Below are 20,972 nucleotides of genomic sequence, written 5' to 3' on the forward strand. Positions count from 1 at the left end.
GCATCTGCAAACCATCTCTGGGCGAGTTGCCTGAGGGCTGACGTATGGCCGCTTTCAGGAAGCGCTGGCGGTCCACTTAAGGGCCGACATGGGTCGATGGCAGTCCCCTCGCACGGCCGAGCGCATCAGGTTTCAACTCTGATGCGCTCTCCCGAAGTTGAGCCGGTCCCGCGAGACGAACGCGTCGACTCAAGGCGCGGGAGCCGCGTCACCGCTGCCCGAACGCCGTGTCCTTGAACAGATCCTTGTACTCCCGCGGCTGCGAGCGCCAGTACTGCTTGGGCGCGCGCACCTTGGCGCCGAGTTCGGCCGCCGCGTGCCAGGGCCAGCGCGGATCGTACAGCATGGCGCGGGCCAGCGAGATCGCGTCCGCCCGCCCCTCCTGCAGGATCGCCTCCGCCTGACGGGCGTCCGTGATCAGGCCGACCGCGATGGTGGTGAGCCCGGTCTCGGCCTTGATCCGCTCGGCATAGGGCACCTGATAGCCCGGCCCGAGCTTGATCGCCTGCTTGGGCGAGACGCCGCCCGTCGAGACGTGGAGCGCCGGAGATCCCGCCCGCTTGAGCGCCTGGGCCAGCGCCACGGTCTCGTCGATGTCCCAGCCGTCCTCGACCCAGTCGGTGGCCGAGACGCGCAGCCAGACCGGGCTGCCGGCCGGGACGACGTCGCGCACCGCGTCGTAGATCTCCAGCGGGAAGCGCATCCTGTTTTCCAGGCTGCCGCCGTACTGGTCGGTGCGCTTGTTGGCGATCGGCGACAGGAACTGGTGCAGCAGGTAGCCGTGGGCGCCGTGCAGTTCCACCGCCTCGATGCCGAGCCGCACCGCGCGCTTGGCCGTGGCCACGAACTGGTCGCGGACGCGCTTCAGGTCGGCGGCGTCGAGGGCGTGGGGCGGGACCTCGCCCTCCCCGTGCGCGACCGCCGAGGGCGCCTCCGTGCGCCAGCCGTAGGCGTGCTCCGGCGGGATCTGCTGGCCGCCGGCCCAGGGGGCGTCGCTCGACGCCTTGCGGCCGGCATGGGCGATCTGGATGCAGATCGGGATCGGCGCGTATTCGCGCACGGCATCGAGCACCCGGCCCAGCGCCCGCTCGCAGCCGTCGTTGTAGAGTCCGAGGTCCCAGGCGGTGATCCGCGCCTCGGGCGACACCGCGGTGGCCTCGAGGGTCAGCAGGCCGGCACCCGACATGGCGAGCTGGCCGAGATGCATCATGTGCCAGTCGGTGGCCTCACCGTCCCGGGCCGAATACTGGCACATCGGCGCGATGAGGATACGGTTCTCGAGGGTCAGGGCGTCGAGCGTCAGGGGTTCGAACAGGCGAGCGGTCATCGGCAACTCCGGATGGAGCCGCCACTCTGGCGCAGGATGGGCGCGGCGGCCAGTGCGGTGCGTCAGAGCAGCCCTGCGGCGGGCCGTGCGGGAACCTGCTTAGGCGACCGGCCGTTCTTCGCGCTCTCGCCACGACGCGAGCCGCCTGAGGGGGCGAGATCGCCCGGGGTTCTGAAACATGCTCACGAAACTTGCCGCCTCGCTCCTCCTCACGGCCGGCTGCGCCGCCGTCGCGGGGCCGTCCTACGCCCAGCCGGCCGCCCTTGGCGGACCCAAGATGCTCGTGCACGGCAATTATTGCGGCCCGGGTAACAATGCGCCCCTGCCGCCGATCGATGCCCTCGACGCGGCCTGCGCCCGCCACGATGCCTGCACGCCGGAGGGCGGTCTGCCGTCGCAGGCCTGCAATCTCCGCCTGCAGCGGGAAGCCACACTGATCTCCCGCGACCCGAGCCAGCCCCGGAACGTCCGGTCGATGGCCGGTCTCGTGGCAGCCACCGCGACCCTGATCCCCACCGACCCGAGCGCCCAGAGCGTGCCGGCATCGGTCTCGACGGACCAGCCCCAGGGGACCTACGCCCCGACCCTGGACCGGTCGGCGCCGGCCGACCTGGACGACGATTCCGACGGTCCCGACGCGGATTGACACCCTGCCCCGGATCGTCCGGGTGACGGCGCGGCGACCCGGCCGCGCCGTCGGTTGCAGTGCTCAGGCGCGGCTGTCCGGATCGAGGGCCTGCGCCAGGAAGAACCGGACCATCTCGCGGCTGGCATCCGGGCCGCGCGGCTCGGTGTAGGATCCTGCCGGGCTCCCCCCCGACCATGCATGCCCGGCTCCGTGCAGGACCCACTGCTCCAGCAGAGCCCGTCCGGACGCGTCGCTGCGGATGGTCCGGGTATAGGCCATGCCGTCCTGGCTCGTGCCCCGGCTGACCGTCTCGACGAGCCGCGCCTGGGCGGCGGCCTGCGCGGCCACCCGATCGCCGTTGACGGGATGGACGGTGCGGTCACCGTCGCCGTGGAACACGATGGTCGGGACGGCCGTCCGGTTACGCCCCGGCGCGAGGCCCTGGCCCTTCATCGCCGCGAAGGCGCCGGGCATGTCCCGGGCCGCCCCGCAGGCCAGCCCGGAATGGATCCCGACGGCGGCGAACAGGTCCGGATGGGTCGCGGCCAGGATCGCCGCCGCGGCGCCGCCGGCCGAGAGCCCGGCCGCGTAGACCCGGCTGGGATCGGCAGAGAACTCCGCGACCACCGACCGGGCGATGCCGGCGATCAGCGCCGGCTCGCCGCCCTCGCGGACTTGATCCCCGGCCGCATACCAGTTCCAGCAGCGCTGCGGATTGGCCGACGGGGGCTGTTCCGGGTAGACGACCAGGAAGGTCTGCGCCTCGGCCAGGGCGTTCATCCGCGTGCCGGCGGCGAAGTCGTCGGGGTTCTGGGTGCAGCCGTGCAGCATCACGATGACGGGCAGGGCCTGACCCCGATAGCCGCTCGGGACGTAGACCTTGTAGCGCCGGCTCCCGGCAGCCTCCGCGAAGACACGATCCTCGAACCGCGCCCCGTGCGGGATCTCCACGGCGCTGCCCCGACCCGCCGGGACGGGATTCGGCATGCGCGCGCGCAGCGCCTGCATCAGCGCCGACAGGTCCGGGCCTGCCGCCGGCTCCGCGCCGCCGCCCTGGTCCGGCGCCGTCCAGGCTCCCCCGGCGACCGTCGGTGCCTCCATGTCGAGGGTCGGCCCGTCGGGACTCACGGCGTCCGGCCGGTCGGCCATGCTGCGCCGGGCCTCGGTCCATTGCGCGAAGGCGGCTTCCTGGGCTCGGCGGAACCGCGCCATCGCGTCCTGCATCCGGGCGGCACGGTCGCCGGCCCCGGCCCCCGCCGCGGTCGCTGCCGCCGCGGCGTCGAAGGCAGGAGGGGCGAAGGTACGGGGATCGAAGTTCGGCATGCCGAACGCCGCAGGGTCGAGCTTCGACGGGTCGAACTTGGGGAAGCGGAACATGGGGTGATCCTTGTGCGGCGTCGTTCGGACGGCGTGTTCGCGCAAGCGGCGCGAACGGTCAGACGGTGCGGTCGGCGAGGGCCGCCTTGACGGCGGGGCTCGCCTGGAGGGCACCCAGTACCTCCACGGAGGCGATGGCGGCCCGGGCCAGTTCGGGCGTGACGTCGATGGCGATCGTGGCGAGGCCCAGGACCTGGATGTGCAGGGGCGAGCCGGCATCCCGGGCCGCCTCCAGCTCCGCGCGGGAGACGTGCAGGACCCCCAGCCGGAGCTGGCGCCGCGCCACCGATTGCCGGAGCGCCTCCTCCTGGCGGTCGAGCTGGTTGCGCACGGCCGTGCGGATGAAGTCGGCCCTGTTGGCGTAAAAACCGTCGCGGACCATCAGATCGACGCGCCCGAGATCGACGAAGCCGAGATTGACCGTGATCTTCTCGCTGTCCGGCACCTTCGGACGGAGGTCGCGACTGGCGTCGGTCATCGTGATACCTGCTCTTGGCCATCCGGTTGGATGGTCTATAGATGGAGACGCGCAAGGTCGGCGCAAGATGCAGGGCGCGCCGACGGGTATCACGGCCCTGCGATCCGGCCTGGACGGACGTGTTTCGAAGGGCGTCGCCAGGGCAGGCGGATCGGGGCGTCGCCGGATCGCCGCCACTGCCGTCATCGCCGGCGCAGCGACCCGACCCGGGGCCGTGCGACGTCGGAAAGCGCGGCGTCACGGGATGACGCCGCTTCGCCCGCAGGCACGGGCCTGCGGGCGCATGTCCGTCCCACGGATGCCGGCGCGCCGCGAGGGCGCGCGGTGCCCGGGATCGGCCTGGATGCGCCGGCTGGAGGCGATCGGGTGGCCGACGGACCCGGCCATCGTGCCGGAGCCGGATTCGACAGCTTGCGCGCGCCGAGCGGTGCGGAGGGCCTCCTTCCGAAGACCGGCCGCCTTCGTTCGGATCGCTGCGCCCGGTCCCGGCGATGACGCCGCGGCCCGGACGCGGATCCGACGATCAGCCGGCGCCGATCCCCCGGCCCTTCAGGCTCTCGCCGATCTCGTCCAGGGCCGTAGAATCGTCGATCGTCGCCGGCATCGTCCAGGGCTCGTGGTCGGCGATGCGCTTCATCGTGGCCCGCAGGATCTTGCCCGAGCGGGTCTTGGGCAGCCGCGGCACGGTGAGGGCGAGCTTGAAGGCCGCCACCGGGCCGATCTCGTCGCGCACCTTGGCGACGAGTTCCCGCTCGATCGCCTCGGTGGGCCGGTCGACGCCGGCCTTGAGCACCACGAAGCCGCAGGGCACCTCGCCCTTGAGCGCGTCGCGGATGCCGATGACCGCGCATTCGGCGACATCCGGGTGGCCCGCCAGCACCGCCTCCATGCCGCCGGTGGACAGCCTGTGGCCCGCCACGTTGATGATGTCGTCGGTCCGCCCGAGCACCGTGATGTAGCCGTCCTGATCGATCACCCCGGCATCCGAGGTGTCGTAGTAACCCGGGAAGGTGGCGAGATAGCTCGACCGCATGCGGTCGTCCGACCCCCAGAGGGTCGGCAGGCAGCCGGGCGGCAGGGGCAGCCGGATCGCGATGGTGCCCATCGTGCCGGCCGGGACGGGCTTGCCGCCCTCGTCCAGCACCTCGACCCGGTAGCCCGGCATCGGCACGCAGGTGCTGCCGTGCTTCACCGGCAGGAGGCCGAGACCCATCGGATTTCCGGCGATGGGCCAGCCGGTCTCGGTCTGCCACCAATGGTCGATCACCGGCCTGTCCAGCACGCGCTCGGCCCAGGCGACCGAGTCGGGGTCGGCGCGTTCGCCGGCCAGGAACAGGCTGCGGAAGGCGGAGAGGTCGTAGTCGGCGATCCGGGCGCCGGCGGAATCCTCCTTCTTGATCGCCCGCAGGGCCGTCGGCGCGGTGAACAGGCACGCCACCCCGTACTCGGCGACGACCCGCCAGAAGGCGCCGGCATCGGGTGTGCCCACCGGCTTGCCCTCGTACAGCACCGTCGTGCAGCCGTGGAGCAGCGGCGCGTAGACGATGTAGGAGTGGCCGACCACCCAGCCGATGTCGGAGGCGCAGAAATAGGTCTCGCCGGGCTGGACGCCGTAGAGGTTCGGCATCGACCACGCGAGGGCGACGAGGTAGCCGCCGGTGTCGCGGACCACGCCCTTCGGCTTCCCCGTCGTGCCCGAGGTGTAGAGGATGTAGAGCGGGTCGGTGGCGGCGACCGGCACGCACGCCGCCTCGGCGCCCGCCGCCCTGGCGGCCGCGACACTCTCCGCCCAGTCGTGGTCCCGCTCCGGCAGGAGGGTCGCGGCGGCCTGCGGGCGCTGCAGGATCAGGCAGGCCTCGGGCTTGTGGCGGGAGGCGGCGATGGCCGCATCGAGCAGCGGCTTGTAGGCGACCACCCGGTTCGGCTCGATGCCGCAGGAGGCGGCGAGCACCACCTTCGGCGCCGCGTCCTCGATCCGCACCGCGAGCTCGTTGGCCGCGAAGCCGCCGAACACGACCGAATGGACCGCGCCGAGCCGGGCGCAGGCCAGCATGCCGAACAGCGCCTCGGGCACCATCGGCATGTAGAGGATCACCCGGTCGCCCTTGCCGACGCCGAGCCCGGCGAGCACGCTGGCCAGCACCGCCACCTCGTCGCGCAGCGCCCGGTAGGTGATGCTGCGCTTGGTCCCGGTGACGGGCGAATCGTAGTGGATCGCCACCTGCTCCGCCCGTGCCCCCGCGGCGTGGCGGTCGACGGCGTTGTGGCAGGCGTTGAGGGACCCGTCCGGGAACCAGCGGCCGTAGGGGCCGGATTCCGGCGCGAAGGCCTGGGCGGGCGCCCGCGTCCAGTCCAGGGCTCGGGCGGCAGCGAGCCAGAACGCCTCCGGATCGCGAAGGGCCGATTCGTAGGTCTCGGGATAGCGGCCTGGAAGGCTGGCGGTCGTCATCGGCTCGGCGTTTCCTCACGGGCCGCTCTCCGGCGGTCGGAGCAGATTAGCCCATTCTCGCGCCGGGGCGAGGGCTGGCCGGGGTCCAGCCCGCGACGCCCGCGCCTGCGCCGTCCGGTCCGGCGGCGGAGCCCCACGCGGCCCGGCTACGAACCGGCGACGCGTGGAGCATGGAAAGTCGCGGGACTTGGAATGAGACGGGCTGGATAAGGTGCGGACCATGGAAAAACCGCCGCATCGGGGGCTCCCGTTGCGGCGGCTGTCAGAGTGGGTCTGCTAACGTGGCTGACGGATCCGCGGCTCAGTGCAGCGTGTCGTTGCCGGCCTGGAGCCTGTTGATCTCGTCCTTGAGGAGGAGTTTCCGTCGCTTCAGCTCGGCGATATGGAGGTCGTTCGCCGAAGGCCTGTGGATCGCTTCGTGAATCTCACGCTCGAGGGCTTCGTGCTTCCGGGCGAGCTGGTTCAGATGCGTCTGCAGCGACATGAGCCGAATCTCCTGTCATCGTTTCGACACGTCGAGATTGGCACAGGATGCCGGACCTGTCGAAGCGTTTTCTGCTGCTAAGTCTGACGAATGCTTACCGCGCCGGCTTGTCCGGGGCGGGGCCGTGCCGCATGCTCTTGGACGATGAATGCGCGGGCCATGAACGTCCCGGGCGATGAACGGTCTTCGGATCCGCAGGTGACGATGGCGGAAGAGTCGAGTGAGAGCGCGCAGTCGGACCTCCTCGGCGAGCTGGCCCGCCTGCGGGAGGAGCACCGGGACCTCGACAGCGCCATCGAGGCGCTGGAGCGCAGCGTCGCCGGGGACCAGCTCCAGATCCAGCGGCTGAAGAAGCGCAAGCTGACCCTGCGGGATCGGATCCGCCACGTCGAGGACATGGTCACGCCGGACATCATCGCCTGATGCCGGTGGACGCTTCCGGTGTCCGCCTTGCCGCGGACCCGCGCCGCCTGTAAGCGCCCTCTTTTGCCGGGATCAACGATGGTGTCGCCTCCGGTCGCGATCATCATGGGAAGCCAGTCCGACTGGGCGACCATGCGGCATGCCGCCGAGACGCTCGACGCCCTCGGCGTGCCCTACGATGCGCGGATCGTGTCGGCCCACCGCACCCCCGACCGGCTCGTGGCCTTCGCCAAGGGCGCGGTCGCGGCCGGTCTCAAGGTCGTGATCGCGGGTGCGGGCGGTGCCGCGCACCTGCCCGGCATGGCGGCTGCGATGACCCGTCTGCCGGTCTTCGGCGTGCCGGTGGAGTCGAAGGCCCTGTCCGGCCAGGACAGCCTGCTCTCCATCGTCCAGATGCCGGCCGGAATCCCGGTGGGGACCCTGGCGATCGGCCGGGCCGGGGCCATCAACGCCGCCCTGCTCGCCGTCTCGGTCCTGGCGCTGTCAGACGCGGGACTGGCGGAGCGCCTGGAGGCGTGGCGCGCGGCCCAGACCGCCTCGGTGGCCGAACGGCCGGTGACGGAAGAGAACGCGTGACGGACAGGATCCTCGGCCCCGGCTCCACCCTCGGCATCGTCGGCGGCGGGCAACTCGGGCGCATGATCGCGCTCGCTGCGGCCGATTACGGCCTCAAGGTGCACGTCTACGCCCCCGACGCGGACAGCCCCGCCTTCGACGTGGCCGCACGGACCACCTGCGCGGCCTACGACGATCCCGAGGCGCTCGCGGCCTTCGCCCGCAGCGTCGACGTCGTGACCTACGAGTTCGAGAACATCCCGCACGCCACCGCCGACATCCTGGCGCGGCACGCCCCCCTGCACCCCAACGCGCGGGCGCTGTCCACCACGCAGGATCGCCTCACCGAGAAGGAATTCGTCAACGGCCTCGGCATCCCGACCGCGCCGTTCCGGGCGGTGGACGCGCCCGACGACCTCGACCGGGCGATCGAGGTGATCGGCCTGCCGGCGGTGCTCAAGACCCGGCGCTTCGGCTATGACGGCAAGGGTCAGCGCATCCTGCGCGAGCGGGCCGAGGGTGACCGCAACGCGCTGTTCGCCGAGTTCGGCGGCGCGCCGCTGATCCTGGAGGGCTTCGTGCCGTTCGAGCGCGAGGTCTCGGTGGTGGGCGCCCGCGCCCGCGACGGCAGCTTCGCGGCCTTCGACCTGTGCGAGAACGAGCACCGCGACCACATCCTGGCGCTGACCCGGGTGCCGGCCCCCGGCCTCGCCCCTGAGACCGGCCGCGCGGCCCTCGACATCGCCCGGCGCATCGCCGACGCCCTGGACTATGTCGGCGTCCTCGCCGTGGAGATGTTCCTGGTGCGGGAGGACGGGGCGGAGCGGCTCGTCGTCAACGAGATCGCACCCCGGGTGCACAATTCCGGCCACTGGACCAGCGAGGGGGCGCTGACCTCGCAATTCGCCCAGCACGTCCGCGCCGTCTGCGGCTGGCCCCTGGGCGATGCCGCCCGCGTCGGCGGCCTGCCGGTGGAGATGCGCAACCTGATCGGTGCCCAGGCCGACGACTGGCACGCCCTGCTGGCCGAGCCCGGCGCCCATCTGCACCTCTACGGCAAGGGCGAGGCCCGTCCCGGCCGCAAGATGGGTCACGTGACGCGCCTCGGCACCTGCCCGACCGGTTCCTGAGGCTTCGAGGGCACACTCGCGCCGCCGCGTGGCGGCCGCGAGCCCGGACTCGGCGCCGGGGCCCGTCGAGCCATACCTTCGCCACATCCCGCCGCTTCCACCACGTCGTGGTCGGTTCCGAAGCCTGTCGATCGAGTCCGCCCGCATCGCCTGAGTCCCGTCGGGACCGGCGGCGGCCGGATCACGAGGCGGCGCTTCTTAAGCCGGCCTTCACCGTGATGCGCGACGGTACCCCGGATTCGGGTGTGCCCGGCGCGGCGCGCGGGCTCTTGGACTGAGAGGGGCGGGGCGGGCACGCGGCAGGCGGGCTGCGCCTCGGGGAGAGTGGGGCGATGATCGTACGCAACGGGCTGGCGCGGAAGTCGGCACTGATCGGCGCGGCCGCGCTTTCGGCCGCGGCCCTGGCGGGGTGTGAGACCGTGGGGAGCGCCGCCGGCGCGCGGCAATACGCCGTGCTGGAGACGGACACCACGGGCGCCACCAACGTGAACATCGCCTCGCTGACCGAGGTGGTTCAGCGCAACCCGAACGATGCGGCCGCCTACAACACCCGCGGGGCCGCCTATGCCCGCGCCGGCCAGTTCAACGACGCCATCGCCGACTTCACCAAGGCGATCCAGATCGATCCGAACTCGGCCTCGGCCTACAACAACCGGGCGCTCGCCAGCCGTCAGGTCGGCCGCGACGGCCCCGCGCTGCAGGACTTCACCAAGGCGATCGGCATCGATCCGAATTACGGCCCCGCTTATATCGGCCGCGCCAATGTCGAGCGCGCCCAGGGCAACCTCGACCAGGCGCTGAACGACCTCAACGTCGCGATCCGGCTGATGCCGGAATCGGCCGAGGCCTACCATGCTCGCGGCCTCGTGAAGCAGAAGCAGGGTCAGGAGACCCAGGCGATCGCCGATTTCGACGCCGCCATCGACCGCGACCCCTTCAAGTCCGCGCCCTACGCGGCCCGCGGCCAGAGCCTGATCGCCACGAACCAGTACCCGAAGGCGATCGAGGACTACAACGCGGCCCTCAACGTCAACAACAAGGACGCGACCTCCTGGGCCTACCGCGGCCTCGCCTACGAGAAGTCGGGGCAGCGCAAGGAGGCGCTGGAGAACTACCAGCGCGCCGCCGTGATCGATCCCAACAATTCCGTCGCCCGCGCCGGTCTCGGCCGCGTCCAGGGCGGTGTGGGCTCGCTGTTCAACTGATCCCGGCTCCCCGTTCGGCGCCCGCACCCTGAGAGACCCGCATCGGCGAGTCTCGAAGGCGGGCTCCAATCACGACGCTGTCCGGAAGCCTCGTCGGTGGCTTCCGCGTCGCTCCGGCGCCCCAGGACGAGGCCGCGAACGGGCGTGCCCGCCCTTCAGGCCGCCAGAAGCCCGTTCGCGTCCTGCGTGATCCGGCGCAGGTGATGGGCGGTGTCGCCGAGCTGGTACTCGATCATGGCGAGCCGCTTGAAGTGGTGGGCGCCGATGTATTCGAGCGTCATGCCGATGCCGCCGTGGAGCTGCACCGCCTCCTGGCCGACGTAGCGGCAGGCCTTGTTGATCTGCACCTTCACGGCCGAGAGGGCCGCGGCCCGGGCCGGCGCATCCGGCGCAGCGACCATCATGGCGGCGTAGAGCGCCATCGAGCGGGCCTGCTCCAGCTGGATCAGCATGTCCACCGCCCGGTGCTGCAGCGCCTGGAACGAGCCGACGCTGACGCCGAACTGCTTGCGGGTCTTGAGGTATTCCACGGTCAGTTTGTGGAGCGCGTCCATGGAGCCGACCGCCTCGGCGGCCAGCGCCGCGATCCCGTGCTCGACCACCCGCTCCAGGAGCGGCAGGCCGCCCTCGGGATCGCCGAGGGCCGCGTCGCCGGGGAGCTGCACGTCCGAGAACGACACTTCCGCGGCCCGGCCGCCATCCTGGGTCGGGTAGGCCTCGACCGCGACCCCCGCGGCGTCGGTGGGGACCAGGAACAGGCCGATGCCGTGCGCGTCGCGCCGCTCCCCGGACACGCGGGCGGAGACCACCATCAGGCCGGCCGCGTCGGCGTTGGGCACGACGCTCTTGGCGCCGCTGAGCACGAAGCCGTCGCCGGAGCGCCGGGCTGTGGTGGCCACGTCCGCGAGGTCGTAGCGGGACTGGCGCTCGGTGTGGGCCAGGGTCAGGCGCAGGGTTCCGGAGACGAGGTCCGGGACCAGGCGCGCCTTCTGCGCTGCGCTGCCGCCGAGCCGCAGGGCCGTCGAGCCCAGTACGAGGCTCGCCAGAAGCGGCTCGACCACGAGATTGCGGCCCACCGCCTCCATGACCAGCATGGTCTCGACCGGGCCGCCGCCGAGGCCGCCCTCCTCCTCGGAGAAGGGCAGGCCGGCGACGCCGAGTTCGGCGAAGGCCGCCCAGCCCTCTGCGGGGAAGCCCAGGGGCGCCTTGAGCCGCGCCTGCCGGCTCTCCAGGGACGGGTAGAGGTCGGCGGCCAGCCGCTCGACGCTGTCGCGCAGGAGCGACTGGTCCTCGTTCAGGTCGAAATCCATGGTGTCCTCAGGTCTTTCCCTCCCCCGCAGAGGGGGGAGGGAGATCCGGTTTCGATCACTGCGTCTTTGATGGTGCGTCAGCGCGGGGGGCGGCTCACAACCCCAGAATGCCCTTGGCGATGACGTTGTGCTGGATCTCGTTCGAGCCGCCGTAGATCGAGACCTTGCGGTTGTTGAAGTAGCTCGGCGCCGCCGCATCCACCCAGTCGAAGCCGCCGGGCAGGTTGTTGGCCCCGGCCCCGCGCGCGGGCGCCGCGAGGGCGAAGGGCCCGGCGAGTTCCACCAGCAGCTCGGTCGCCRCCTGCTGGAGCTGCGAGCCGCGGATCTTGAGCAGGGAGGAGGCCGGGTCCGGCTCCACCGAATCCGCCCGGCCCTGCTTGGCCGCCACCCGCATCTGGGTGATCTCCAGGGCCTTCAGCTCGACCTCGACCTCCGCCACGCGGGACCGGAAGGCGGGATCGTCCCACATCGTGCCCGGACCGGCCGGCATCTCCCGGGCGAGACGCTTGATGCGGGCGATCCGCTCCTTGGTGAGGCCGATCCGGGCGATGCCGGTGCGCTCGTTGGCGAGCAGGAATTTCGCGTAGTCCCAGCCCTTGTTCTCTTCGCCGACGAGGTTCTCGACCGGTACGCGCACGGAGTCGAAGAAGACCTCGTTGACCTCGTGCCGACCCTCCAGGGTCAGGATCGGGCGCACGGTGATGCCGGGCGTCTTCATGTCGATCAGCAGGAACGAGATGCCGCGCTGCTTCTTCGCCTCGAAATCGGTGCGGACCAGACAGAAGATCCAGTCGGCGTGCTGGCCGAGGGTCGTCCAGGTCTTCTGGCCGTCGACGACGTAGTGGTCGCCGTCGCGCACCGCCTTGGTCTTCAGCGAGGCGAGGTCGGAGCCGGCGCCGGGCTCGGAGAAACCCTGGCACCACCAATCGTCGAGGTTGGCGGCGCGCGGCAGGAAGCGCTCCTTCTGGTCCTGCCGCCCGAAGGTCGCGAGCACCGGGCCGAACATGTAGCAGTTGAACTGCTGGGGCAGCGGCACCGCCGCCTGGAACAGCTCCTCCGTGTAGATGTAGCGCTGGATCGGGGTCCAATCCCGGCCGCCCCATTCCTGCGGCCAGTGCGGCACCGCCCAGCCCTTGGCGTTGAGGATGCGCTGGCTGGTGACGTAATCCTCCTTCGAGAGGCTGCGGCCCTCCGAGACCTTCTTGCGGATCTCGGCCGGGATCTCCGTCCGGCAGAAGGTGCGGACCGCGTCGCGGAACGCGATCTCGTCGTCGGTGAAGCGCAGGTCCATCGGCTMAGCTCCTGGCGATCTCGAACAGGCCGGCGCAGCCCTGGCCGCCGGCGACGCACATGGTCACCACGGCGTAGCGCGCGCCGCGGCGGCGGCCCTCCAGCAGGGCGTGGCCCACGAGCCGCGCCCCCGACATGCCGAAGGGATGGCCGACCGCGATGGCGCCGCCGTTGACGTTGACCTTGTCCGGGTCGATCCCGAGCTTGTCGCGGCAATAGACCGACTGGGACGCGAAGGCCTCGTTCAGCTCCCACAGGTCGATGTCGGAGACCGTCAGGCCCTGCCGCTCCAGGAGCCGCGGTACCGCGAAGACCGGGCCGATGCCCATCTCCTCCGGCCCGCAGCCCGCCGAGGCGAAGCCCCGGAAGGTGCCGAGCGGTTCGAGGCCGCGCCGCGCCGCCTCGTCGGCCGACATCAGCACGCTGGCCGAGGCCCCGTCGGAGAGCTGGCTGGCATTGCCGGCCGTGATGAAGGCGCCCTCCCCGCGCACGGGCTTGAGCTTGGCGAGACCGTCGAGCGTCGTGTCCGGCCGGTTGCCCTCGTCCTTGGTGATCCGGGTCTCGACCTCCCGGGTCTCGCCGGTGGCCTTGTCGGTCACCGCCATGACGGCGCTCATCGGGACGATCTCGTCGTCGAACAGGCCGCGTTCCTGCGCCGCCGCGGTCCGGCGCTGGCTCTCCAGGGCGAACCGGTCCTGCGCCTCGCGGGAGATGCCGTAGCGCTCGGCCACGATGTCGGCGGTCTCGATCATCGGCATGTAGATCGCCGGCAGGTGCGCCTCGAGCCAGGCGTTGCGGGTCAGCTCCCGCTGGACCTTCGGCTGCACGAGGCTGATCGACTCCACGCCGCCCGCGACCGCCACCGGCACGCCGTCGAGGATGATCCGGCGCGCGGCGCTGGCGATCGCCTCCAGCCCCGAGGCGCAGAAGCGCGAGACCGTGACCCCGGCCGACTCGACAGGGATCCCCGCCACCAGGGCGGCGTGGCGGGCGACGTTGCCGCCCGTGGCGTTCTCCGGATAGCCGCAGCCGAGCACCACCTCTTCCACGGCCTCCGGTTCGAGCCGCGCCCGCTCCAGGGCGCCCCGGATGGCATGGGCCGCGAGGTCGGCGCCGCGGGTGAGGTTCAGCGCGCCCCGATGGGCCTTGCCGATGGGCGTGCGGGCGGTCGCGACGATCACCGCGTCGGTCATGATCTTTCTCCCGCTCAGGCGTTCTTCAGGCCGGCGAAGCTGCCGCCCTCGGCGGCGAGGCGCTTCAGGAGCGGCGCGGGCTCCTGGCTGTCGTCGCCGGTCTCCGCCGCGAAGCGCGACAGCGCCTCGGCGACGGTCTTCAGCCCCACCGTGTCGGCCCAGTGCATCGGGCCGCCGCGCCAGGCTGGCCAGTTGTAGCCGTTGATCCAGATCGTATCGATGTCGCCGGGCCGGGCCGCGATGCCCTCCTCCAGGATCCGCGCGCCCTCGTTGACCATCGGGTACATGAGCCGCGCGACGATCTCGTCGGGTGTGAAGCTGCGGCGGGTAACGCCGTGCTCGGCGGCGACGCGCGCGATCAGCGCCTCGACCTCCGGATCACGGGTGCCGGCCCGGGCGCCGTCGGGATAGAGGTAGAAGCCGCGTCCCGTCTTCTGGCCGAACCGGCCCTGCTCGGCCAGCGAATCGGCGACCGGCGCCCGCCCGCCGAAATCCTTGCGCGAGCGCCAGCCGATATCGAGGCCCGCGAGGTCGCCCATGGCGAAGGGACCCATCCGGAAGCCGAAACCGGTCACCGCCGCGTCGACCTCGTGGGGCAGTGCGCCCTCCAGGAGCAGGCGCTCGCCGGCGCGGCTGCGACGCTCCAGCATGCGGTTGCCGACGAAGCCGAAGCAGACCCCCACCGTCACCGGCAGCTTGTTGAGGCGCTTGCCGAGTTCGAGGGCGGTGGCGACCACGTCCGGGGCCGTCTTCTCGGCCCGGACCACCTCCACGAGGCGCATGACGTTGGCCGGGCTGAAGAAGTGCAGGCCGAGCACGTCTTGCGGACGTCCCGTCACCGCCGCGATGGAATTCACGTCGAGGTAGGAGGTGTTGGTCGCCAGGATCGCGCCGGGCCTGGCGATCGCGTCGAGCTTGGAAAAGATGTCCCGCTTGACGCCCATGTCCTCGAAGGCCGCCTCGATGACGATGTCGGCCTCCCCGGCCTGCTCCAGGCCGATCGCGCCGGTGATCCGGCCGACCCGCTCGTCGCGCTGCGCCTCGGTGATCGAGCCGCGCTTGGCCGAGCCCGCATAGAGCCCCTTCACCCGGTCGAGGCCGCGCTCCAGGGCGCCGGCCTCCGTCTCGATCACCGTCACGGGAATGCCGGCATTGGCGAAGCACATGGCGATGCCGCCGCCCATCGTGCCGGCGCCGATCACCGCCGCCGTCCGGATCGGGCGGCGGGGCGTGTCCTTCGGCAAGCCGGGCACCCGGGCCGCCTCGCGCTCGGCGAAGAACGCGTAGCGCAGGGCCTTGGAGCGCGGGTCCTCCACCAGGGCGCGGAATTCCGCCCGCTCCACCGCCACGGCGGCGTCGAAATCCTGCTCCAGGCCGGCGCGCACGGCCCGCGCCAGGGCGTGGACGTTGGTGGCGTCGGGATCGCGCTTCGTCGCTTCGGCGGCCTGCGCCTCGAATTTTTCGCGCGCTCCCGGCGTGAGCCTGTCCGACCGGTCGCGCACCCGCGGCAGCGCGCCCGAATCGGCCAGTTCCAGCGCCCGGGTCCGGGCCACCGCGACGAGGTCGCCCAGCACCACGGCGTCGACGATCCCGAGCGCCGCCGCCGTCTCGGCGGTGACCGGCTCGCCGGTGAGCATCATCGGGAAGGCCGCGTCGGGTCCGATCAGGCGCGGCAGGCGCTGCGTGCCCCCCGCTCCCGGGATGATCCCGAGCTTGATCTCCGGCAGGCCGATCCTGGCGGACGGCGCCGTGACCCGGCCGTGGCAGGCCATCGCCAATTCCAGGCCGCCGCCGAGCGCGGCCCCGTTGATCGCCGCCACCACCGGCTTCGGGCTGGCATCGAGCCGGTCCAGCACATCGGGCAGGCTCGGCGGTTGCGGCGGCTTGCCGAACTCGCTGATGTCGGCGCCGCCGACGAACACCTTGCCCTCGGCGGCCAGGACGATCCCTCGAACCGCGTCGTCCGCGATGGCGTTGTCCAAAGCGCTGTCCAGAGCGGCCCGCATCCCGGCGCCGAGCGCGTTGACCGGCGGGTTGACGAGCGTGAGCACGGCCACGCCGCCATCGACCTCCTGACGAACCACCCTGGACTCCCTGTTGTTCTGCATTGCAGAATAGTCGTCTGCAAGTTCACGGGATGTTGGTCTGGGTCGCTGCATTCGTCAAGAACGTGCCCCGGTTGCGGGCCAGAGCACCGTCACTTATTCTGCATTGCAGAAGACGGTGGCGCTGGCGGTTTGACCGTTGCCGGTGGCTCATGGCATCAAAACCGCTGCTGGCGGGAGCCGCCCGTGGTCACCGAGAGGGAGACCGCCGGCTGGGTCGCCGGAAACAGGGGGGATCGTGATGCGTGGCATCGATCGGGGTGAGCAGCCCGGGGGCTTCCTTCGGGCGACGGCACGGAGCGGACGGTGAGCGACGGTCCCGAGCAGCTGCAGGCCGGGCGCCTGCCCGAGGTCCTGCGCGGCCGGCTCGCCCTGCCGGTGATCTGCGCGCCGATGTTCATCGTCTCCGGCCCGGAACTGGTGATCGCCCAGTGCCTGTCCGGCGTGGTCGGCGCGTTCCCGGCGCTCAACGCCCGGCCTGCCGAACTGCTGGACGAATGGCTCACGCGGATCACCCGAACCCTCGCGGAGGCCCGCGCGGCCGATCCCACGCGGAAGGTCGCGCCGTTCGCGGTGAACCAGATCGTCCACGCCTCCAACGACCGCCTGGCGCAGGATGTCGAGGCCTGCGTCCGGCACCAGGTGCCGATCATCATCACCTCGCTGCGGGCTCCGGACGCGGTCATCCGTCCGGTCCACGCCTATGGCGGCGTGGTGTTCCACGACGTCACCAACGTCCGCCACGCCGAGAAGGCCCTGGAGGCGGGCGTCGACGGGCTGATCCTGGTCTGCGCCGGGGCGGGCGGGCATGCCGGCACCCTGAGCCCCTTCGCCCTCGTCGGCGAGATCCGGCGGTTCTACGACGGTCCGCTGATCCTCTCGGGGGCGATCACATCGGGCCCGGCGATCCTGGCGGCCCAGGCCATGGGCGCCGACCTCGCCTATATGGGCACCCGGTTCATCGCCACCCGGGAGGCGAACGCGGCGGCCGGCTACAAGGACATGATCGCCGGCAGCGCGGCGGCCGACATCCTCTACACGCCGTATTTCACGGGCGTGCCGGGCAATTACCTGACGCCGAGCATCCGCGCCGCCGGGCTCGATCCCGACGCGCTGCCCGTGCGCGACAAGACCGCGATGAACTTCGGCAGCGGCAGCGTGAAGGCGTGGCGGGACGTCTGGGGCGCCGGCCAGGGCGTCGGCACCATCGCGGACGCGCCGCCCACCGCCGACCTCGTCGCCCGGCTCGCCCGGGAGTATGCGGCCGCGCGGGCGCGGCTCTCCGGTTCGGCGGCGGATTACGCCGGCGGGGCCGAACCATGAGCGTCCGCATCGCCGATCCGGAGGCCGGGATCCGGCAGGTCACCATCGACCGGCCGGAGCGGCGCAACGCCCTCGACCGCGCGACCTATGCGGGCCTGACCGCCGCCCTCCAAGCGGCGGGCCGGGACGAGGCCGCCCGCGTCGTCGTGCTCACCGGTGCGGGCGGCTGCTTCACCGCGGGCAACGACCTCAAGGACTTCCAGGACGTGGAGACGGGGGGCGACAGCCCCGGCCTGACCTTCCTCAAGGCCCTGCGGGCCTGCCCTAAGCCCGTGGTGGCGGCCGTGGAGGGGCATGCGGTCGGCATCGGCACGACGCTGCTGCTGCATTGCGACCTCGCCTACGCGGGGGACGGAGCCCGGTTCCGCCTGCCCTTCACGGCGCTCGGCCTCAGTCCCGAGGGCGGGTCGAGCTACCTGTTGCCCCTGGTGGCAGGCACGAAGCGCGCGGCCGAACTGCTGATGCTCGGCGAGCCCTTCACGGCGGCGGACGCGGCCTCGGCCGGCCTCGTCAACGCCGTCGTCCCGGCGGGGGCCGCGCTCGACACCGCCATGGCCAAGGCGCGCGCGCTCGCCGCCCTGCCCCGGGCCTCGCTCGCCGCCACCAAGCGCGCCCTGGGCCGTGGCCACGAGGAGGTCGTCGCCCGCGCCCTCGCCGAGGAGGCGGAGGTCTTCCACGCGCTCCGCCGCGGTCCGGAGGCGCAGRCGGCCTTCGCCGCGTTCCTGCGCCGATGACGGCCGGGGAGACGATGGTGGTGGCCGATCCCGACGCGGGGGCGCCCGCGGCGGATGGCGCCAAGGAGGATCGTCACTTCGTCACGGCGCTCGCCCGGGGGCTGGGGGTACTCGCCTGTTTCGGCCCCGGCCGGACGAGCCTCGCCAACCACGACATCGCCGAGGCCTGCGGGTTGCCGCGCTCCACCGTATCGCGGCTCACCTACACGCTGACCAAGCTCGGCTACCTGCAGCACATGCCGGAACTCGGGCGGTACCGGCTCGGCACCGCGACGATCGCGCTCAGCTCGGCCGCTCTGGGCGGCCTCGATGTGCGCGGAATCGCCCGGCCGGTGCTCCGGGCGGTGGCGGAGGCGGCCAACGCCTCGGTGGGGCTCGGCGTGCGCGACCGGCTCAGCATGCGCTACGTCGACTGCCAGCGCGGGCCGGCCGCGATCTCGCTCAACCTCGACACCGGCTCTCGCATCTCGCTCGCCCGCAGCGCCATGGGCCGCGCCTACGTGGCGATCTGCCCCGACCGGGAGCGCGCGAGCATCTACGAGGACCTGGAGGCGCTCGACCCGGTGGCCTGGCCGGYGCTGCGCGCCGGCCTCGACCGGGCGGTGGTCGAGCATCGGGAGATCGGCTGCTGCACCGCCTTCGGCGACTGGCAGGAGACCGTCTCCGCCATCGCGGTGGGCTTCCATCCCGGCGGCGGCCTGCCGCCGATGTCGGTCAATTGTGGCGCACCCACCGTCATCACCGACGCGCGCTTCCTCATGGAAGTGGCGCGCCCGAAACTCATCGACGCCGTGCGCAGCCTCGACGGCGTGATGGGAGCCTGAGGATCGTCTGATGGATGCCCAACCCGCCGCCGCCGACCTGCCGCTCGCAGGGATCCGCGTCCTCGACCTGTCCCGGGTCCTGGCGGGACCCTGGTGCGCGCAGGTGCTCGGCGACCTCGGCGCCGACGTGATCAAGGTCGAGCACCCGGAGCGCGGCGACGACACCCGCGACTGGGGCGTTCCGACGAGTCCCGGCAACACCTCGTATTTCGACAGCGTCAACCGCAACAAGCGCTCGATCGGCGTCGACCTCGCCACGCCCGAGGGGCTGGCGATCGTCAAGGCGCTGGCCCGCGAGAGCGACGTGCTGGTGCAGAACTTCAAGACCGGCGGGGCGGAGAAGCTCGGCCTCGGCTACGCGGACCTGTCGGCGGAGAATTCCGGGCTGATCTACTGCTCCATCGCGGGCTATGCGTCGGACGGCTCCGAGGCCGGCCGGCCCGGCTACGACCTGGTCGTCCAGGGCGAATCCGGCTTGATGGCGCTCAACGGCGAGGCCGGCGGGCAGCCCCTGAAGTTCGGGGTCGCGGCGGTCGATCTGTTCACCGGGCAATACGCCGCGCAGGCCGTGCTCGCCGCCCTGTTCCAGCGGGAGCGCACCGGGCGCGGCCGGACCATCGACCTCGCCCTGTTCGATTGCGGCGTGGCGCTGACCTCCTATTACGGCCTGGAGGCGCTGGCCCGCGGCATCGACCCGCCGCGCTACGGCAACGCCCATCCCTCGATCGTGCCCTACGGCGTGTTCGAGGCCGGCGACGGCCCCGTGGTGATCACGGTGGGCAACAACGGCCAGTACCGCCGCTTCTGCGAGCAGGTGCTGGAGCGGCCGGATCTCGTCGCCGATCCGCGCTTTGCCACCAACCTCGACCGGTCGAAGAACCGCGCCGCCTTCATCCCGGTGCTGGAGGCCGAACTCGCCAAGTGGACGCGCGCGCCGCTGATCGCGCGGCTGCGGGCGGCCGGCATCCCCTGCGGCGAGGTGATGGGCCTGCGCGAGGCGCTGACCTGCGATCGGGCGCGGGAGGCCGGACTCGTGATCGCGGGCGGCGGCAACGCGCACGTGATCGCCCCACCCTACCGGCTCGACGGGCGCCGGCTCCCGGTCCGGCGGATGCCGCCGGGTCTCGGGGATTCGAGCGCGGAGATCCTGGCCGAGCAGCTGGAATACCCGGACGACGCGCGCGACGCGCTGCGGGCGAAGGGCGTGGTGCGCTAGGCTCCGGAGCGGGCGCCCCGCCTCATCCGCCGCCGCGCGACTCCGCCAGCCGCGCGCGCGCATCGTCCAGCACCCGCGTCAGGGATTCGTTCCAGGCGACCCGCGGCTCCCAGCCGGTGGCGGCGTGCAGGCAGGCGGCGTCCCCCGCGGCCAGCGGAATCTCCGCAGGCCGCACCCGCTCCGGGGCCACGCGGATCTCGAACGGCACCCGAGCCCGGGCGCGCAGGTCCTCCAGCACGCTCGCGATCGTCCGCGGCTGGCCGGAGCTGATGTTGAACACGCTCCCGTCGGACAGGGACTCCGCCCGGTCGATCAGGTCGGCATAGGCGGCCGCCACGTCGGCGACGTCCAGGAAGTCGCGATAGGACGAGAGGTTGCCGACCTCCAGGCAGGGCGGCACGAGGCCGGCCTCGATCCGGGCGATCTGGCCCGCGAACGAGGCCACGACGAAGCGCTCGTCCTGACCCGGGCCGATATGGTTGAACGGCCGCAGCACGACGAGCTTCACGCCGATCCGGGGGAGCAGGTCGCGCAGCAACTGCTCGCCCACCCATTTCGACCGGGCATAGGTGTTGCGCGGCAGGGGCTCGGCCGCCTCGCTCAAGGCGTGGCCGGCGAGGAACGCGCTGCCGTAGACCTCCCCGGAACTGACGAAGAAGAGGGTGCAGCCCGGCACCGCCTCGACCGCCGCCACGAGGTTCATCAGGCCGTTGACGTTCACCCGCCAGGTCTGACCGGGGCCGCTCGCGGAATCGGCCACCGAGGCGAGGCCCGCCAGATGCAGGATCGCGGTGGGCCGGAACCGTGCCACGAAGGCGCCGAGCGCGGCCTCGTCGAGGAGGTCGATCGCCGCATAGGTGACGCCCGCCGGGAGGCGGGGCGCCCGGCCCCGGCCGATCCCGGCCACGCGATGGCCCGCGC

The 20,972-nt window shown here is 72.1% G+C and carries 18 protein-coding genes and 1 pseudogene; 9 read left to right on the forward strand and 10 right to left on the reverse strand.

Annotation, left to right across the window (positions count from 1 at the left end; all coding sequences use genetic code 11):
• Positions 1–208: 208 nt before the first annotated feature.
• Entirely contained in the window at positions 209–1,327 is a 1,119-nt protein-coding gene (locus AC1DXK_RS14980; RefSeq protein WP_457105522.1) for an NADH:flavin oxidoreductase/NADH oxidase, read from the reverse strand.
• Between the two features lie 178 nt (positions 1,328–1,505).
• On the opposite strand from AC1DXK_RS14980, the gene AC1DXK_RS14985 reads away from it, so the two are divergent.
• The gene (locus tag AC1DXK_RS14985; protein WP_457105523.1) at positions 1,506–1,973 is read left to right on the forward strand and encodes a hypothetical protein; all 468 of its coding nucleotides are present in this window, start codon (positions 1,506–1,508) and stop codon (positions 1,971–1,973) included.
• 63 nt (positions 1,974–2,036) lie between these two features.
• Here AC1DXK_RS14985 and AC1DXK_RS14990 read toward each other — a convergent pair whose 3' ends face one another.
• The 4 genes from AC1DXK_RS14990 to AC1DXK_RS15005 all read right to left on the reverse strand — a co-directional run bounded on the left by AC1DXK_RS14990 (position 2,037) and on the right by AC1DXK_RS15005 (position 6,743).
• Complete coding sequence (locus AC1DXK_RS14990; RefSeq protein WP_457105594.1) at positions 2,037–3,179, reverse strand: extracellular catalytic domain type 1 short-chain-length polyhydroxyalkanoate depolymerase; 1,143 nt, start codon at positions 3,177–3,179, stop codon at positions 2,037–2,039.
• Between the two features lie 211 nt (positions 3,180–3,390).
• A complete protein-coding gene (locus AC1DXK_RS14995) occupies positions 3,391–3,810 on the reverse strand; it encodes a CopG family transcriptional regulator (RefSeq protein ID WP_457105524.1) in 420 nt (139 codons plus the stop codon).
• 523 nt (positions 3,811–4,333) lie between these two features.
• Complete coding sequence (locus AC1DXK_RS15000; RefSeq protein WP_457105525.1) at positions 4,334–6,259, reverse strand: propionyl-CoA synthetase; 1,926 nt, start codon at positions 6,257–6,259, stop codon at positions 4,334–4,336.
• A gap of 301 nt (positions 6,260–6,560) precedes the next feature.
• Entirely contained in the window at positions 6,561–6,743 is a 183-nt protein-coding gene (locus tag AC1DXK_RS15005; protein WP_457105526.1) for a YdcH family protein, read from the reverse strand.
• A gap of 204 nt (positions 6,744–6,947) precedes the next feature.
• Between AC1DXK_RS15005 and AC1DXK_RS15010 the strand changes: the two genes are divergently transcribed.
• The 4 genes from AC1DXK_RS15010 (at position 6,948) to AC1DXK_RS15025 (ending at position 10,056) form a co-directional block, all read left to right on the forward strand.
• Positions 6,948–7,166, forward strand: a complete 219-nt coding sequence (locus AC1DXK_RS15010; RefSeq protein WP_457105595.1) for a YdcH family protein — start codon at positions 6,948–6,950, stop codon at positions 7,164–7,166.
• A 78-nt stretch (positions 7,167–7,244) separates the two neighbouring features.
• Positions 7,245–7,742, forward strand: coding sequence for a 5-(carboxyamino)imidazole ribonucleotide mutase (purE, locus tag AC1DXK_RS15015; RefSeq protein WP_457105527.1), 498 nt, complete (start codon positions 7,245–7,247; stop codon positions 7,740–7,742).
• Positions 7,739–8,851, forward strand: coding sequence for a 5-(carboxyamino)imidazole ribonucleotide synthase (locus tag AC1DXK_RS15020; RefSeq protein WP_477298164.1), 1,113 nt, complete (start codon positions 7,739–7,741; stop codon positions 8,849–8,851). Before purE ends, AC1DXK_RS15020 begins: the two co-directional genes overlap by 4 nt.
• Positions 8,852–9,183: 332 nt before the next feature.
• A complete protein-coding gene (locus AC1DXK_RS15025) occupies positions 9,184–10,056 on the forward strand; it encodes a tetratricopeptide repeat protein (protein WP_457105529.1) in 873 nt (290 codons plus the stop codon).
• A 155-nt stretch (positions 10,057–10,211) separates the two neighbouring features.
• Here AC1DXK_RS15025 and AC1DXK_RS15030 read toward each other — a convergent pair whose 3' ends face one another.
• From AC1DXK_RS15030 to AC1DXK_RS15045, 4 genes and pseudogenes are all read right to left on the reverse strand, one after another.
• A complete protein-coding gene (locus tag AC1DXK_RS15030) occupies positions 10,212–11,366 on the reverse strand; it encodes an acyl-CoA dehydrogenase family protein (RefSeq protein WP_457105530.1) in 1,155 nt (384 codons plus the stop codon).
• Between the two features lie 94 nt (positions 11,367–11,460).
• Positions 11,461–12,657 (reverse strand): acyl-CoA dehydrogenase family protein, encoded by a 1,197-nt coding sequence (locus AC1DXK_RS15035; protein ID WP_477298167.1) that lies wholly within the window; start codon positions 12,655–12,657, stop codon positions 11,461–11,463.
• 16 nt (positions 12,658–12,673) lie between these two features.
• Positions 12,674–13,849, reverse strand: a pseudogene (locus AC1DXK_RS15040) (acetyl-CoA C-acyltransferase); the annotation flags it as partial.
• Positions 13,850–13,863: 14 nt separating this feature from the next.
• A complete protein-coding gene (locus AC1DXK_RS15045) occupies positions 13,864–15,957 on the reverse strand; it encodes a 3-hydroxyacyl-CoA dehydrogenase NAD-binding domain-containing protein (RefSeq protein WP_457105533.1) in 2,094 nt (697 codons plus the stop codon).
• 303 nt (positions 15,958–16,260) lie between these two features.
• Here AC1DXK_RS15045 and AC1DXK_RS15050 point away from each other — a divergent pair, with 303 nt between their 5' ends.
• From AC1DXK_RS15050 to AC1DXK_RS15065, 4 genes are read left to right on the forward strand one after another with little or no spacing between them, the layout of a single operon-like run.
• Positions 16,261–17,277, forward strand: a complete 1,017-nt coding sequence (locus tag AC1DXK_RS15050; RefSeq protein ID WP_477298169.1) for an NAD(P)H-dependent flavin oxidoreductase — start codon at positions 16,261–16,263, stop codon at positions 17,275–17,277.
• Entirely contained in the window at positions 17,274–18,011 is a 738-nt protein-coding gene (locus AC1DXK_RS15055) for an enoyl-CoA hydratase-related protein (RefSeq protein ID WP_477298171.1), read from the forward strand. The genes AC1DXK_RS15050 and AC1DXK_RS15055 overlap by 4 nt, the downstream gene beginning before the upstream one ends.
• Before the next feature lie 14 nt (positions 18,012–18,025).
• Positions 18,026–18,835 (forward strand): IclR family transcriptional regulator, encoded by an 810-nt coding sequence (locus AC1DXK_RS15060; RefSeq protein WP_477298179.1) that lies wholly within the window; start codon positions 18,026–18,028, stop codon positions 18,833–18,835.
• 10 nt (positions 18,836–18,845) lie between these two features.
• A complete protein-coding gene (locus AC1DXK_RS15065; RefSeq protein WP_457105536.1) occupies positions 18,846–20,051 on the forward strand; it encodes a CaiB/BaiF CoA transferase family protein in 1,206 nt (401 codons plus the stop codon).
• Between the two features lie 22 nt (positions 20,052–20,073).
• On the opposite strand, the gene AC1DXK_RS15070 is transcribed toward AC1DXK_RS15065, so the two are convergent.
• On the reverse strand, positions 20,074–20,972 hold an 899-nt coding region (locus AC1DXK_RS15070; RefSeq protein WP_477298173.1), incomplete at its 5' end, for a GDP-mannose 4,6-dehydratase.

This window comes from Methylobacterium sp. P3_A11 (genome assembly GCF_056403155.1).